The sequence below is a fragment of the Mycolicibacterium wolinskyi genome (genome assembly GCF_002101965.1).
Lineage (GTDB): Bacteria > Actinomycetota > Actinomycetes > Mycobacteriales > Mycobacteriaceae > Mycobacterium > Mycobacterium wolinskyi.
On record NZ_LQQA01000030.1, the window covers coordinates 664,386 to 678,371 of the forward strand.

15 protein-coding genes are annotated in these 13,986 nt (G+C 67.8%); 8 read left to right on the plus strand and 7 right to left on the minus strand.

Translation table 11 applies throughout. The features are described from left to right. Positions 1-29: 29 nt before the first annotated feature. The 3 genes from AWC31_RS26930 to AWC31_RS26940 form a co-directional block, all read right to left on the minus strand. The gene (locus tag AWC31_RS26930; RefSeq protein ID WP_067854699.1) at positions 30-377 is read right to left on the minus strand and encodes a hypothetical protein; all 348 of its coding nucleotides are present in this window, start codon (positions 375-377) and stop codon (positions 30-32) included. Between the two features lie 150 nt (positions 378-527). After that, entirely contained in the window at positions 528-1,244 is a 717-nt protein-coding gene (locus AWC31_RS26935) for a TIGR03089 family protein (RefSeq protein WP_234817009.1), read from the minus strand. Further along, the gene (locus AWC31_RS26940; protein ID WP_085147116.1) at positions 1,232-2,716 is read right to left on the minus strand and encodes an LCP family protein; all 1,485 of its coding nucleotides are present in this window, start codon (positions 2,714-2,716) and stop codon (positions 1,232-1,234) included. The genes AWC31_RS26935 and AWC31_RS26940 overlap by 13 nt, the downstream gene beginning before the upstream one ends. A 67-nt stretch (positions 2,717-2,783) precedes the next feature. Between AWC31_RS26940 and rfbD the strand changes: the two genes are divergently transcribed. From rfbD to manB, 3 genes are read left to right on the plus strand one after another with little or no spacing between them, the layout of a single operon-like run. Further along, positions 2,784-3,662: a dTDP-4-dehydrorhamnose reductase gene (gene rfbD / locus AWC31_RS26945; protein WP_085147118.1), complete on the plus strand. Its 879-nt coding sequence runs from the start codon at positions 2,784-2,786 to the stop codon at positions 3,660-3,662. Then, on the plus strand, positions 3,659-4,561 hold the full coding sequence (locus AWC31_RS26950; protein ID WP_085147120.1) for a glycosyltransferase family 2 protein: 903 nt from the start codon (positions 3,659-3,661) through the stop codon (positions 4,559-4,561). Before rfbD ends, AWC31_RS26950 begins: the two co-directional genes overlap by 4 nt. Before the next feature lie 11 nt (positions 4,562-4,572). After that, the gene (gene manB / locus AWC31_RS26955) at positions 4,573-5,649 is read left to right on the plus strand and encodes a mannose-1-phosphate guanylyltransferase ManB (RefSeq protein ID WP_207626442.1); all 1,077 of its coding nucleotides are present in this window, start codon (positions 4,573-4,575) and stop codon (positions 5,647-5,649) included. On the opposite strand, the gene AWC31_RS26960 is transcribed toward manB, so the two are convergent. From AWC31_RS26960 to cofD, 3 genes are read right to left on the minus strand one after another with little or no spacing between them, the layout of a single operon-like run. After that, on the minus strand, positions 5,646-6,182 hold the full coding sequence (locus AWC31_RS26960) for an NUDIX hydrolase (protein WP_085147122.1): 537 nt from the start codon (positions 6,180-6,182) through the stop codon (positions 5,646-5,648). The two genes, manB and AWC31_RS26960, sit on opposite strands and share 4 nt — an antisense overlap. Continuing rightward, positions 6,179-7,540, minus strand: coding sequence for a coenzyme F420-0:L-glutamate ligase (locus AWC31_RS26965; RefSeq protein ID WP_085147124.1), 1,362 nt, complete (start codon positions 7,538-7,540; stop codon positions 6,179-6,181). The genes AWC31_RS26960 and AWC31_RS26965 overlap by 4 nt, the downstream gene beginning before the upstream one ends. Positions 7,541-7,542: 2 nt before the next feature. After that, positions 7,543-8,535 carry a 2-phospho-L-lactate transferase gene (cofD, locus tag AWC31_RS26970; protein WP_085147366.1) on the minus strand — a complete coding sequence of 331 codons (993 nt, stop codon included), beginning with the start codon at positions 8,533-8,535 and terminating at the stop codon, positions 7,543-7,545. 293 nt (positions 8,536-8,828) lie between these two features. Between cofD and AWC31_RS26975 the strand changes: the two genes are divergently transcribed. Next, the gene (locus AWC31_RS26975; RefSeq protein WP_067854759.1) at positions 8,829-9,218 is read left to right on the plus strand and encodes a WhiB family transcriptional regulator; all 390 of its coding nucleotides are present in this window, start codon (positions 8,829-8,831) and stop codon (positions 9,216-9,218) included. Between the two features lie 9 nt (positions 9,219-9,227). Here the strand turns inward: AWC31_RS26975 and AWC31_RS26980 are convergent, their stop codons facing one another. Then, positions 9,228-9,650 (minus strand): metallopeptidase family protein, encoded by a 423-nt coding sequence (locus AWC31_RS26980; RefSeq protein ID WP_067854757.1) that lies wholly within the window; start codon positions 9,648-9,650, stop codon positions 9,228-9,230. 131 nt (positions 9,651-9,781) lie between these two features. Between AWC31_RS26980 and AWC31_RS26985 the strand changes: the two genes are divergently transcribed. The 4 genes from AWC31_RS26985 to manA all read left to right on the plus strand — a co-directional run bounded on the left by AWC31_RS26985 (position 9,782) and on the right by manA (position 13,983). Then, entirely contained in the window at positions 9,782-10,201 is a 420-nt protein-coding gene (locus AWC31_RS26985; protein ID WP_067854682.1) for a DUF3499 domain-containing protein, read from the plus strand. 86 nt (positions 10,202-10,287) lie between these two features. Further along, the gene (locus tag AWC31_RS26990) at positions 10,288-11,676 is read left to right on the plus strand and encodes a phosphomannomutase/phosphoglucomutase (protein WP_085147126.1); all 1,389 of its coding nucleotides are present in this window, start codon (positions 10,288-10,290) and stop codon (positions 11,674-11,676) included. Continuing rightward, the gene (locus AWC31_RS26995) at positions 11,673-12,752 is read left to right on the plus strand and encodes a TobH protein (protein WP_085147128.1); all 1,080 of its coding nucleotides are present in this window, start codon (positions 11,673-11,675) and stop codon (positions 12,750-12,752) included. Before AWC31_RS26990 ends, AWC31_RS26995 begins: the two co-directional genes overlap by 4 nt. A 4-nt stretch (positions 12,753-12,756) precedes the next feature. Further along, positions 12,757-13,983 carry a mannose-6-phosphate isomerase, class I gene (gene manA, locus AWC31_RS27000; protein ID WP_085147130.1) on the plus strand — a complete coding sequence of 409 codons (1,227 nt, stop codon included), beginning with the start codon at positions 12,757-12,759 and terminating at the stop codon, positions 13,981-13,983. The last annotated feature ends 3 nt before the right edge of the window (positions 13,984-13,986 follow it).

The following is a 13,986-nucleotide window of genomic DNA, read 5'->3' on the forward strand; positions in this document are numbered from 1 at the left end:
ACCTGCGCGTCTGCTCGCCGGAGGGGTATCTAGTCGGGTCGCCGGGTCTGCGCGCCGTTGGTCTCGCGTGTCTTCTCGATGGACTCGATGGTGCGCGACGTCGTGTACTGCTGTGCGGTCGTCACGCTGAGTGCGTTGAACCCGCGCACGAACATCACCATCGCGGCGAACGCCCACACGTTGCCGATCACCCATTCCCAATCGGTTCCGGTGGTCGCCTTCGTCAACCAGAACACCGCGATGGCCACGAGCGGGTAGCCGCTGTAGATGTAGAACCGCGCATCGGAACTGACAGACCAGCTCGGGTGGCGGCGCGTTCGCAGGTGCCATCCGAGCAGTCCCAGTAACGTGATGATCGCGGCTAGGGTCGAGCCCATCGGGGTCCTGAGTCACTTGTGGTGATGTTGGCTGTGGTGAACCATCCGGTGCGAAAAACCGCATGGTTCGGTCTCGCGAACATGTCACGAACGTGACCAAAGGTACTGCAAAAACCTGAGAAGCGGGTGTGAACGACCAACTGCGCGGCGTCAGCCGCGGGTGACCTTCTCCATTTGCCGGCGCCGCTCCTGCGCGCCGGATTCGGGATTGGCGACCTGCACGAGGGATGCGCCCACGGCGAAGACCGCGAGCAGGTTGGCCACCAACGCGTCAGGGTCATCCCAGGCTGCCGTCGACAGCACGCGATCGGCGCCGGTGAATTCCTGTGCGGCTGCCGAAGTGTGGGCAGCGGACAGCACATCGGCGACCGACCGGCCGTCGAGGGCGGGCCCCGGCTGACGCTCGGGAACGATCTGATCGCCGTGCACCCGGACCGAGGTCGCGTAGTCGGTGACACCGATGGGCAGGTCGGCGGCCGGTTTACCGAACGGGTCCAGCGACAGCACCGCGACCTCGCCGCCGCTCACCGCGTCGTCGGCCTCGTCGAGTCGGTCACGCGTGCACAGGGCGATGTCGGCGGCACCGGACAGCACCACCTCGGCGCCGATCCACCACACGCCGAACACCACGGCCGCGGTCTGCCAGTGCGCAGGCAGCAGCACGGCCACCCGGGTCCCGGGGCCTGCGCCCATCTCGTCGCGCAACAGGTTGGCGGTCTTGGCCGCCCAGTTGGCCAGCGTCACGGCCGACAGCTCGATGCGTTCGCCGGTGGCGTCGTCGTAGTAGGTGATCCGCGGGCCCGCGGGGTCCGACGCCAACAGCGGGTCGAGCACTGCGGCGGAAACTGTCGTCGTCAGTTCACACACTCCGGGTCGTCGGATCCCGCGGTGAGCACCGGTGAGGGCGGTGGTGGGGCCTCGCCCGTATCGGTCGCACCGCCCGTGTCGGCGGCGGCCGGATCGACCGCTCCGAGCGTCACATCGCTGCCGTCGAGCCCGGAACCGGGACCGGTGTAGTCGTCGGCGAGGACCACCCGCACCGAGCCGGCCGGAATCGACGAATCCTCGTTGACCGGCAGGCCGCCGAGATCCTTCGAAACCGCCTGAGCGCCAAGGTCATCGGTTTTGGCGGCCAGCACCTGGCTGCCGGACAGCGGAGCACCCTCGTGGTTGCCGGTGCTGCCGGGCGTGAAGCCCTTGGTGGTCAGCACATGCGACACCGCGGCGGCCAGGCCGTTGATGTCGGTCGCGTTGACGACCTCAACGGTGGTCTTGTCCGGCGAGTACGAGATCTCGTCGGTCTTGCCCTCGTCCTGATCCTGCAGCAGGCTCGAAACCCATTCGTGGACCTCGGTGGGATCCACCCGCACGACGCTCTGCATGCCGTCGTCACTCCAGCCGTCCTCGCGCAGGATGGGGATGGTCGCGAACGCCACGTTGCCCGCCGCGAGCTTCTGCAGTTGATCGGCGAAATCCATGATGTCCCAACCGTCGGAGATCACCACCGACCGCTGGACCGCGTTCTGCAACCGTCCCAGCGTGGCCGGGCTCGACAGTGTCTTGCTCGAGATCACCTCGTGGGCCAGCGACGCCATCACGGCCTGCTGACGGGTGACGCGGTCGAGGTCGCCGCGGGGAAGGTTGTGGCGCTGCCGGACGAAGCTCAACGCCTGCGGGCCATTGAGTTTCTGCCAGCCCGCGGGGAAGTCGGCACCCGAAAGGGGTTCGTAGACGGCGTCTTTCAGGCAGACGTTGACGCCACCGAGGGCGTCGGTGATCAGCGCAAAGCCCAGGAGCCCGATTTCGGCGTAATGGTCGACGGTGACGCCGGTGAGGTTCGCGACGGTCTGGATGAGTTCCTCGCGGCCTGCCTCGACGGCCTTGGGTTCGGCGGTGGCGGGGTCTTCACCCTCGACCTCGACGAGTTGTTTCATCCGGTCGAGCTTCACGTCGCCGAACACGCCGTTGATCTTCATCTTTCCCCACCCCGGCGCCTCGACGTAGGAGTCACGGGGAATGGAGATGGCCGTGGCCGACTTCCCGTTGTTGGGGATGCGGATCAGGATGATCGTGTCGGTGTTGGTCGACACGTCGTCACCGGCTCGCAGCGTCGCGAGTTCTTCGGCGGACAGCGGGTTGCCGTGCGCATCGGTGCGGCTGTCCATCCCGACCAGCAGGATGTCGATCGCGCCGTCCTCGCCACCCTCGCCGAGGGCCGGCGAACTGATGTGGTTGATGCCTGATTCGAACGAGCGGATCTGGGTCCAGGCCACACCTGTCCCGAGCACCACGGCTGACGCTGCGGCCACAGCAATGGTTCGGAGTAGGTGGATCGGCACCTGCCCAGGCTACTTGCGGGGTGCACGTGAGCCGGGTAACGCGGACCGGCGTGCCAGACTCGGTCGCATGTCGCAACGGATTGTCATCACCGGGGCAGGCGGCTTGGTCGGGCGAGTATTGGCTGATCAGGCCCGTCAGCAGGGTCGCGACGTGCTGGCGCTGACCTCGGCGCAATGTGACATCACCGACGCGGGCGCGGTACGGCATTTCGTTGCTGCCGGCGACGTGGTGATCAACTGCGCGGCCTACACGCAGGTCGACGCCGCCGAGGCCGACGAGGCCAGGGCACACGCGGTCAACGCCGTCGGCCCCGGGAATGTGGCCGAGGCCTGTGCGGCGGTCGGAGCCGGGTTGGTGCACATCTCGACCGACTACGTATTCGGTGGCGACCGTCACACGCCCTACGAGGTCGACGACCCGACCGGACCGGTCAGTGTCTACGGCCGCACCAAGCTCGCGGGGGAGCGGGCCGTGCTGGCCGCCAAGCCCGATGCGCACATCGTGCGCACCGCGTGGGTGTACGAGGGGGCCGATGGTGGCGACTTCGTGGCAATCATGCGCCGGCTCGCGGCCGAGGACCGGCAGGTCGACGTCGTCGCCGACCAGATCGGGTCGCCCACGTACGTCGGTGACCTGGTCACGGCCTTGCTGCAGGTCGCCGACGGCGAGGTGGACGCGACCGTCGTGCATGCCGCCAACGCGGGTGCGGCGAGTCGCTTCGATCAAGCCCGGGCAACGTTCGAGGCGGTCGGCGCGGACCCGGACCGGGTCCGGCCGGTGGGTACCGACCGGCACCCGCGGCCGGCACCGCGGCCGTCGTACTCGGCACTGTCGACCCAGCGATCGGTGTCGGCCGGGCTCACCCCGCTACGGCCCTGGCGCGAGGCGTTGGTCGCGGCGGTCACGGCGGCGTCCGCTGACGGCCCGCTACCCTCTACGCCGTGACTGAGGAAGGCCTCCGCCCGCTCGTGGTGGTGACGGTGACGTACTCGCCTGGGCCGCACCTGGACCGGTTCCTGGCGTCGTTGTCGTTGGCGACGGAACGACCGGTGACGGTCATCATGGCCGACAACGGCTCCACCGACGGCGCGCCCGAAGAGGCCGAGCAGCGCTACCCGAACGTGCGTCTGCTGCGCACCGGCGCCAATCTCGGTTACGGCAGCGCGGTCAACCGCGCGGCGGCCGAGATCTCGCCCGACACCGACTGCGCAGAGTTCTTCGTGGTGGCCAACCCCGATGTGCAGTGGGGGCCCCATTCGATCGACCTGCTTTTGGAAGCCGCCGACCGCTGGCCGCAGGCGGGCGCATTCGGTCCGCTGATCCGCGACCCCGACGGTTCGGTCTACCCGTCCGCGCGGCATCAGCCGAGCCTCGTCCGGGGTGGCATGCACGCGGTGGTCGGCCCGTTCTGGAAATCCAATCCGTGGACCGCGGCCTACCGTCAGGAGCGCGAAGAGCCCAGCGAACGTCCGGTGGGCTGGCTGTCCGGCTCGTGTCTTTTGCTGCGCCGGGCGGCGTTCGATGCGATCGACGGATTCGACGAGCGCTACTTCATGTACATGGAAGACGTCGACCTCGGCGACCGGCTCGGCCGGGCGGGCTGGGCCAACATCTATGTGCCGTCCGCGGAGGTGCTGCACTACAAGGGCCACTCCACCGGTCGCGACCCGGCGCGAAACCTGGCCGCCCATCACCGCAGCACATACACTTTCCTGGCAGATCGGTACCCCGCGGTATGGCAAGCGCCGCTGCGGTGGACGATCCGGGGGGCGTTGGCCGTACGCGCGGGGCTGGTGGTCGGGAAGTCTCGGCGTATGCAGTCGAAGAGGGGGGCGTTGCAGTGACAAATCCGGGGATCAATCCTGGCGAAGTGGATGCCGTCGTACTGGTCGGCGGTCAAGGCACCCGGCTTCGGCCGCTGACACTCTCGGCACCGAAGCCGATGCTGCCCACCGCCGGGCTGCCGTTCCTGACGCATCTGCTGTCGCGGATCGCGGCGGCGGGCATCAAGCACGTGGTGATGGGCACGTCGTACAAGGCCGAGGTCTTCGAGGACGCGTTCGGTGACGGCTCCGAACTCGGGCTGGAGATCGAATACGTCACCGAGACCGAGCCGCTCGGCACGGGCGGGGCCATCGCCAACGTCGCCGACAAGCTGCGCTACGACACCGCGATGGTGTTCAACGGCGACGTGTTGTCGGGCGCCGACCTCGGCGCGCTGCTGGAAGCGCACGACGAGCATCGTGCCGATGTCACGCTGCACCTCGTCCGGGTCGGCGATCCGCGCGCGTTCGGCTGCGTGCCGACCGATCCCGACGGTCTCGTCACGGCGTTCCTGGAGAAGACGCAGGATCCGCCGACCGATCAGATCAACGCGGGCTGCTACGTGTTCAAGCGGGCGGTGATCGAGAAACTGCCAAGGGGGCGGGCGCTTTCGGTCGAACGCGAGGTGTTCCCCGGCCTGCTGGCCGACGGCTTGCGGGTCTGCGGATACGTCGACATGTCGTACTGGCGCGACATGGGTACCCCCGAGGACTTCGTGCGCGGTTCGGCCGATCTGGTGCGCGGCATCGCAACCTCGCCTGCACTCAACGGCCACCGCGGTGAGTCGCTCGTCCACGAGGGCGCGGCGGTCGCGCCGGGCGCGCTGCTCATCGGCGGCACCGTGATCGGTCGCGGCGCCGAGATCGGTGCCGGAGCCCGGCTCGACGGTGCGGTGATCTTCGACGGCGTGCGCGTCGAGGCCGGTGCGGTGATCGAACGCTCCATCATCGGCTTCGGCGCCAGGATCGGGCCGCGCGCACTGATCCGCGACGGCGTGATCGGCGACGGCGCCGACATCGGAGCCCGCTGCGAGCTGTTGCGCGGTGCCAGGGTGTGGCCCGGGGTGGCGATTCCCGACGGCGGCATCCGCTACTCGACGGACGTCTAGCGTCCGTCGGCGGCTCGCGCAAGCTGGGCCAGACCGAAGTCCGTGTCGGCGGGCAGCGCGTCAAGAGGCCACCACTGCAGGTCCAAAGACTCGTCACTGCGGGTGATTTCGGCGCCCTCCGGGGCCCGTACCAGGAACTGCAGGTCGAGGTGGCGGGTTGGTACACCCAGTGAGCACTTCACCGGATGCACGTGCAGTGCGGCCAGTTCCGGATCGATGGTCAACCCGCTGATCCCGGACTCCTCGGCGGCTTCGCGCAGTGCGGCGGCGTGCACATCGGCGTCGCCGGCCTCACAGTGCCCGCCGAGTTGCAGCCACCGGCCGAACCGCGGATGCAGCGTGAGCAAGGTCTGTGTTCCGGTGTGGTCGAGGACGAGTGCCGATGCGGTGATATGCCCGGGCGCGCATTCCCGAAAGCAGGCATCTGGCCGGGCGGCCAAAAACGACAACACGGCGTGGCGCAGCGAATCCTGCGCGGGATCGGTTGTCCGCCAATGGGTCAGCACATCGACGGCGGAGGTGTGCAAGCTCATCGGTACAGCAGCAGCCCATCCGTGGGTACCGGGTCGCGTGGCGGCTGTTGCTCATCCGGATAACCGATCGCGATGGCGCCCAACGGCTCCCAGTCGTCGGGCAGGTCCAACTCGGCACGGACCAGATCGCCGGCGAATATCGTCGAGCCGATCCAGCAGCTGCCGACGTCCCGCACCGCCAGGGCGACCAGCAGCGCCTGTACCGCCGCGCCGACCGCGACGGTGAACATCGTGTGTTCGGCCGCGGTGCGCGCCTCGTCGGGATAGCTGTGCACACCGTCCGGAACCAAGAACGGAATCACCAGTTCGGGTGCGTCGTAGAGTATTTGGCCGCGGCTGACTCGGCGCTCGACCGCCTCGGGCGCTCTGCCGTCACCCGCGAGGTCGGCGCGCCAGCGGTCCTTCATCCGGTCCAGCAGCCGGGTGCGCGTCGCGGTGTCGTGCACCCAGACGAAGCGCACCGGGCGGGTGTGATGGGGTGCCGGTGCGGTGAGCGCCTCGCCGACGGCGGCCTCGATGAGTTCGTGGGGCACCGGCTCGGCGCTGAACCTGCGTACCGACCGGCGCAGGAGCTGAGCTTGGCTGCGGCCCAATTGGATTGCCTCGGCCGTGCCGAGCCAGAACAGATCGTCCTCGCCCGCACGCACCAGCGTGTGCGCCGTCGATCCGTCGTCGGGCAGGTGCAGGCCGCGCACGACTGCCACCGGGATCGCGGTCAGCTTGCCCTTCACGAGGTCGGCGGCGGCGGCGATCTCGTCGGCCACCGCGACCTCGGTGACCAGAAGTTCGTTGCCGTGCCGGTCGCGGGCGCCGGCATAGCCGTGCAGAACCGTCAAACCGGCTGCGCCGATTGCGAAGTCGGTCTGGCCGTTACGCCATGCGCGACCCATGGTGTCGGTTATCACTACGCCCACCGTCACGCCGAGTCGGTCACGTAATCCGTCCCGCAGCGCCGCGGCGCTCCCATCGGGATCGACGGGCAGCAGGGCGAGTTCGGTGGAATCCACGTTCGAGCCGTCGACACCGGCGGCCGCCTGGACCAGGCCGATGGCATTCTCGGTGATCAGCGTGCGGCCCTTGCGGGCGAGCACTCGAACAGCCTCGTCGTCGATGAGCTTGCGCCGCAGCGTGTCCCGCTCTTCCGGATCGGAGGGGGCGACCACGATCCGCCCCTCGCACTTCGACACCACCTTGCTTGTGACAACAAGCACATCGCCGTCTTGCAACCACGGGGCCGCGGCGGCGAGGGCGCCGGCCAGATCGTCGCCGGGACGGAACTCCGGCAGGTCGGGAACCGGGAGGATCTCGACGCGGTCGGCCGAGCCGTGCTCGCCAGTCGCCGCGGCCGAGCCGTGCATGTTCACAGTGTCACTCCGGCGATGGCGAGCCCGGCCTGGACCATCTTGGCGGTGGTGGGGGGATCGGTCATCAACAGCGGTACGGCACGAACCTCGACGCCTTCGATCTCGGCATGGTCGCCTTCGTGTACCAGCCAGCCATCCAGTATCCCGGTGCCCGACTTCGCGCCGAACCAGCGGCCGACGCCTTCCGACGTGGACTCGACGCCGATGATCGACAAACACTCATCGGCCATGCCGCGCAACGGTTTTCCCGCGATGATGGGCGAGTAGCCGATGACGGGGGCCGCGGTCGAACGCAGCGCTCCGCGGATTCCGGGTATCTGCAGGATGGGGCCGACGCTGACGACCGGATTGGACGGCGCCAGCAACACGACGTCCGCTTCGGCGATGGCCTCGGTTACGCCGGGGCCCGCGGTTGCCTGCTCGGCCCCGACGAACGCGAAGCTGTGCGACGGCACCTTGGCGCGGTAGCGCACCCACCATTCCTGGAAGTGGATGGCCCTGCGCTCGCCGTCGGCCGGGTCGGTGATCACGACGTGTGTCTCGCTGCGGTCGTCGGTGACCGGCAGCAGTCGGGCCCCCGGTGACCAGCGCTTACACAGCGCCTCGGTCACCTGGGACAGGGGATAGCCGGCCCGCAGCATCTGACTGCGGACAAGGTGGGTGGCCAGGTCACGGTCACCGAGGCCGAACCAGTCCGGTTGGACCCCGTAGGCCGCGAGTTCCTCTTTGGCATGCCAGGTTTCGTTGCGATGCCCCCAGCCTCGTTCCGGATCGATGCCGCCGCCGAGGGTGTACATGCAGGTGTCGAGGTCGGGGCAGATACGGACGCCGTGCATCCAGGCGTCGTCGCCGACGTTCACGATCGCCGTGAGTTCGTGCTCGCCGGGGTTGCCGGGGTCGTCGGAGAAGCTTCCAAGCCGTAGCAGGTTCTGCACGCCCAGCAAAAACCGTGCGCCACCGACGCCGCCGACCAGAACGGTGATCTTCACAACGACCGACATTAGGCGTTGAGGGGCCGCGCACGGAAACGACGTCGTCACGGGCAGGACACGCCGAGGTTGCGACGCGCCGATTTGACATCACGGGATGGTATGAATTCCTGTTCCAGCGCTTGACCCCAGCAGCTAACACGTGTGTAATCACAGCAGTGTCATTTTTCGGTTGGTGACCGATTCCGGTGTCGCGGACCGAGATTCGATCATTTGTTCGAATGAAATGGCCGCACATCACAATAGTGGGCTCCACTGAGGGATCTACGAGACCGAGTGAGGAGGCGGGGGATATGTCTTATGAGAGCGGCGATTTCGATCGTGTGGTCCGGTTTGACGGCCGGCTACTCGGCTCGGTAGACAACGCACCGCACATCAACACCGGGCCGACACCGATGGGGGCAACCGGACGTCCCCAACTGAGTTTGGTTCCCGATGAAATTGATGTTGATCCGGCAACCGAAGATGACCAATGGCAGGAACGCGCCCTGTGCGCGCAGACTGACCCGGAGGCTTTCTTCCCGGAGAAGGGCGGGTCTACCCGCGAGGCCAAGCGCATCTGCCAGGGTTGCGAAGTTCGCGACGCCTGCCTGGAATACGCGCTTGCACACGATGAGCGCTTCGGAATCTGGGGAGGTTTGTCAGAGCGGGAACGCAGACGCCTCAAGCGCGGCATCATCTGAGCCGCAGCGTCACTCGTCGTCGATCGTTGGGTCGATGACCGAGGGTTCGACGCCAAGATAGGTGGCCACCTGGGCCACCAGGATTTCATGCAGTAGATCGGCCAGCTCATCGGATCCTTTGACCCGGCGCTCGATGGGCTTGCGGAACAACACAATTCGCGCCCGGGTCGAATTTCCCCTGACGTCCACGCCGGCGGGTATCAGCCGGGCGAGCGCAATGGGACCGTCGGCCACCACCTCCGGTGGCCACTGCACACTGTCCGGATCTTTCGGGGACATCCGCGGAATCTCGTCAACGGCGACGTCGAGCGCGTTGACCCGGGTGGCCCACCGACGCTCGATCGGCTCGTAGGCCTCCAGCACCGCCATGTCGAACCGCTCGGCCCGGCTGCGCCAGCCGGGGACCGACCGCGGCAGCAGCGGACCGCGGATGTCGCGGCCGCGCCGAGATCGCCAATGGTTCCGCTGGGCCACGGGCACGATCGTAACGGTTCGGGATCGGGCGCCCCGCGGCTGCGCGTGTCCGGCAGCGTGCGGCGATCGACCAAGATAATCTCTGGTGCGTGAATGTTCCCCGTCGCTGCTGCCGGCCCGGGTGCCCGCACTATGCCGTGGCGACGCTGACCTTCGTCTATTCGGACTCGACAGCTGTCGTCGGTCCACTGGCCACGGTCTCCGAACCGCATTCCTGGGACCTGTGCGTCGGGCATGCCAGCCGCATCACGGCACCGCGCGGGTGGGAGCTCGTGCGCCATGCCGGCCCGCTGCCGACGCACCCCGATGAAGACGATCTGGTGGCGCTCGCGGACGCGGTTCGGGAGGGCCAGGCCGGCACCGTACCGCGGGGCGGTGTGGTTGCCGGGTTCTCCGATCCCGCCACCGGAGTCAGCGGTGGCGCAGTCATGGCCCCGACGGCGCGGCCGCCGGAATCGAACGGGCGGCGACGTGGCCACCTGCGGGTGTTGCCCGACCTCAATGAGTAGAAGCCGGTCGGGCCAAGAGTAGTGAGCGTGTTGTTGCCGCAAGACGGTTAGGCTGGCGCCAACGATCCCGTTTCACAAGGAGTTCTATGTCTCGGCCAGCAGCGGCTGTTCACAGTGTCATCAAGGCCTATGACGTCCGCGGCTTGGTCGGCACGGAGCTCGACGACGCCTTCGTCGCTGATGTCGGCGGCGCGTTTGCCCGCTTGGTTCGCGCCGAGGGTGCCGAACAGGTCGTGATCGGACACGACATGCGATCCAGTTCGCCATCGCTGTCCGCGGCGTTTGCCGAAGGCGTCACTTCCCAGGGGCTCGACGTCATCCGGATCGGCCTCGCCTCCACCGATCAGCTCTATTTCGCCTCCGGCAAGTTGAACTGCCCGGGGGCGATGTTCACCGCGAGCCACAACCCGGCCGCCTACAACGGCATCAAGTTGTGCCGGGCCGGGGCCAAGCCCGTGGGCAAGGACACCGGCCTGTCGGTCATCGCCGACGAGGTGATCAACGGAGTGCCGGCCCATCACGGCGCGGCAGGCACCGTCACCGACCGCGACGTGCTGGCCGACTACGGCCAATTCCTCCGCTCGCTGGTCGATCTCAGTGAATTACGACCGCTGCGCATCGCGGTCGACGCGGGCAACGGCATGGCCGGCCACACCACGCCCGCGGTGCTGGGTCCGATCGCCGGCGCCACCGTGCTGCCGCTGTTCTTCGAGCTGGACGGGACGTTCCCCAACCATGAGGCCAACCCGCTGGATCCGGCCAACCTGGTCGACCTGCAGGCCTACGTCCTGGAGACGGGTGCCGACATCGGTCTGGCGTTCGACGGCGACGCCGACCGCTGTTTCGTGGTCGACGAACTCGGCAGGCCGGTGTCGCCCTCGGCGGTCACCGCGCTTGTGGCCGCGCGTGAACTGACCCGCGAGATTGGCGCGACGGTCATCCACAACCTGATCACGTCGCGCGCGGTTCCCGAGTTGGTGGTCGAGCGCGGCGGTACGCCGGTGCGGTCCCGAGTCGGGCATTCCTACATCAAGGGGCTGATGGCCGACACCGGTGCGATCTTCGGCGGGGAGCATTCGGCGCATTACTACTTCCGTGATTTCTGGGGTGCCGATTCCGGCATGCTGGCCGCCCTTCACGTACTGGCCGCGCTCGGCGAACAAGAGCGACCGCTGTCGGAGATCATGGCCGACTATCAGCGATACGAGGCCTCCGGCGAGATCAACTTCACCGTCGCCGATGCGGCGGCGTGTGTGGACGCGGTGCTCAAGTCGTTCGGCTCCGGCATCCACTCGATCGACCATCTCGACGGCGTGACCGTCGATCTGGGCGGCGGCAGCTGGTTCAACCTGCGTACCTCCAACACCGAACCGCTGCTGAGACTCAACGTCGAGGCACGCACCGCCGAGGACGTCGAGGCGATCGTGGACAAGGTCGCCACCCAGATCCGGACGGTGAGTGAGGTGGCGACGTGAACGCCGTCGACGCCGCAGTGGATCTCGACGACGGCGACGGACTTCTCGCCGCCGACCGTAACGGTCTGCTTCGCGCGGCGGCCATGGCCGGTGCGCAGGTTCGGGCGACTGCCGCCGCGTTTTCGGAGGGGACGCTCGAACCACTGCGGTCCGACCATCCACCGCGCACGGTGATCTGGGTGGCCGGCCGCGGAGTCGCCGAGACCGCGGGCGCGATGCTGGCCGCCGCGCTCGGTGGATCGGTCGCGACCCCGATTGTCGTCGCGGCCGAGACCCCGCCGTGGATCGGTGCGCTCGATGTGTTGGTCGTCGCAGGTGACGATCCGGGCGATCCGGCGCTGGTGAATGCCGCGGCCACCGGGGTCCGGCGTGGTGCCCGGGTGCTCGTGGTGGGTCCGTACGAGGGCCCGTTGCGCGATGTCACGGCCGGACGCGCGGTGGCATTGGCTCCGCGACTGTGGGTGCCCGACGATTTCGGTTTGACGCGATACCTGGCCGCCGGCCTGGCCGTCCTGCAGGTACTGGACGCGGGCATCCGTGTCGATCTGGCGGCGCTGGCAGATGAACTGGATGCCGAGGCGCTGCGCAACAGCGCGGGTCGAGAGTTGTTCACGAACCCCGCCAAGACGTTGGCAGACCGGATGTCCGGATATGACGTCGTCCTCGCCGGCGACACCGCGGCGACGCTCGCGCTGGCCCGGCACGGGGCGGCGACGATGTTGCGGGTGGCCGGGGAGGTGGTGGCCGCGGCCGGCCTGGCCGATGTGCTGGCGGCGGAGGGGAGCGGGGCGACCCGATCGGCCGGCTCAGGCGCTGAACGATCGCTGTTCCACGACGAACAGATCGACGGACCGCTGCCGCGCCGAATGCGCACGTTCGTGGTGAGCACCGATGTCGAACGACCCAATGTGGCGGCCCGGATCGGTGGTTTCGACGACATCTCCGTGATCGGCGCCGAAGACGTTCCCGAGCTTGCCGGAACGGCCCTTCCGATGGGGCGTCCCGAACAACAACTGGCGATCATGGCGGTTCGCTTGGAGATGGCCGCCGTCTATCTGAAACTGGTTCGAGGTTAACGAAGTGCATCTGCTACGGGGAGCGGTGCGAACCTATGCGTGGGGTTCGCGGACCGCGATTGCCGAGTTCACTGGAAGGCCAAGTCCCACAGTGCATCCGGAGGCCGAGCTGTGGTTCGGCGCGCATCCGGGGGATCCGGCCTGGCTGCAGAACGAGCACGGCGAACAGTCGCTGCTGGAGGCCGTGCACGACGATCCGGAGGGGCAGCTCGGCACCACCACCGTTGCTCGGTTCGGAGATGCGCTGCCGTTCCTCGTCAAGGTGTTGGCAGCCGACGAACCGTTGTCACTGCAGGCCCATCCGAGCGCACAGCAGGCGCAGGAGGGCTTCGAGCGCGAGGACCGCCTGGAGATACCCGTCTCCGCGCCGACGCGTAACTACCGCGATCGCAGCCACAAGCCTGAATTACTGGTTGCGCTAGGGCAATTCCACGCACTAGCCGGCTTCCGTCCGGTGGAGCGCACGGTCGAGTTGATGCGCGCGCTGGCCGTCTCGGACCTCGACCCCTTCATCAATCTGTTGTCCGGCCAGTCGGACGGTGACGGCCTGCGTGCGTTGTTCACCACGTGGATCACCGCGCCGCAGCCCGATCTGGATGTGCTGGTTCCCGCGGTGCTCGACGGCGCGATCGAATACATCCGCTCAGGCAAGAAGAAATTCGCCGCGGAAGCCAAGACGGTGCTCGAGCTCGGGGAGCGCTACCCCGGCGATGCCGGTGTGCTGGCGTCGTTGTTGCTCAACCGCATCAGCCTGCAGCCGGGCGAAGGCCTGTACCTGCCCGCAGGCAATCTGCACGCCTATCTGCACGGCGTGGGCGTCGAGGTCATGGCCAACTCCGACAACGTGTTGCGCGGCGGACTGACGCCCAAACACGTCGATGTGCCCGAACTCCTGCGGGTGCTCGATTTCACCCCAACCCCGGAAGATCGACTGCGTCCCGAAATCGTCAGGGACGGAACCGAACTCATCTACCAGACCCCGGCTCCGGAATTCGCGGTGTCGGTGCTGTGCGTCGACGGCGACCATCTCGGCCACGAGATCGACGCCCAGTCACGCCATGACGGACCCCAGCTGCTGCTGTGCACCGAGGGCGCGGCCGTCGTGCACAGCAAGGGCGGGCGGCTGACCCTCGAGCGGGGTGCGGCCGCGTGGGTGGCTGCTGACGACGGTCCCATCCGGCTGACCGCCGACGAGCCGACCAAGCTGTTCCGGGTGACCGTCGGAATCTAGCCC

Bases quoted from the DNA above. Each gene is read 5' to 3' on its own strand.
- AWC31_RS26975 (WP_067854759.1), top strand. From the start codon at position 8,829: ATGTCTTATGAGAGCGGCGATTTCGATCGTGTGGTCCGGTTTGACGGC.
- AWC31_RS26990 (WP_085147126.1), top strand. From the start codon at position 10,288: ATGTCTCGGCCAGCAGCGGCTGTTCACAGTGTCATCAAGGCCTATGAC.
- AWC31_RS26930 (WP_067854699.1), bottom strand. From the start codon at position 377: ATGGGCTCGACCCTAGCCGCGATCATCACGTTACTGGGACTGCTCGGA.
- AWC31_RS26960 (WP_085147122.1), bottom strand. From the start codon at position 6,182: ATGAGCTTGCACACCTCCGCCGTCGATGTGCTGACCCATTGGCGGACA.
- AWC31_RS26965 (WP_085147124.1), bottom strand. From the start codon at position 7,540: ATGCACGGCTCGGCCGCGGCGACTGGCGAGCACGGCTCGGCCGACCGC.
- rfbD (WP_085147118.1), top strand. From the start codon at position 2,784: ATGTCGCAACGGATTGTCATCACCGGGGCAGGCGGCTTGGTCGGGCGA.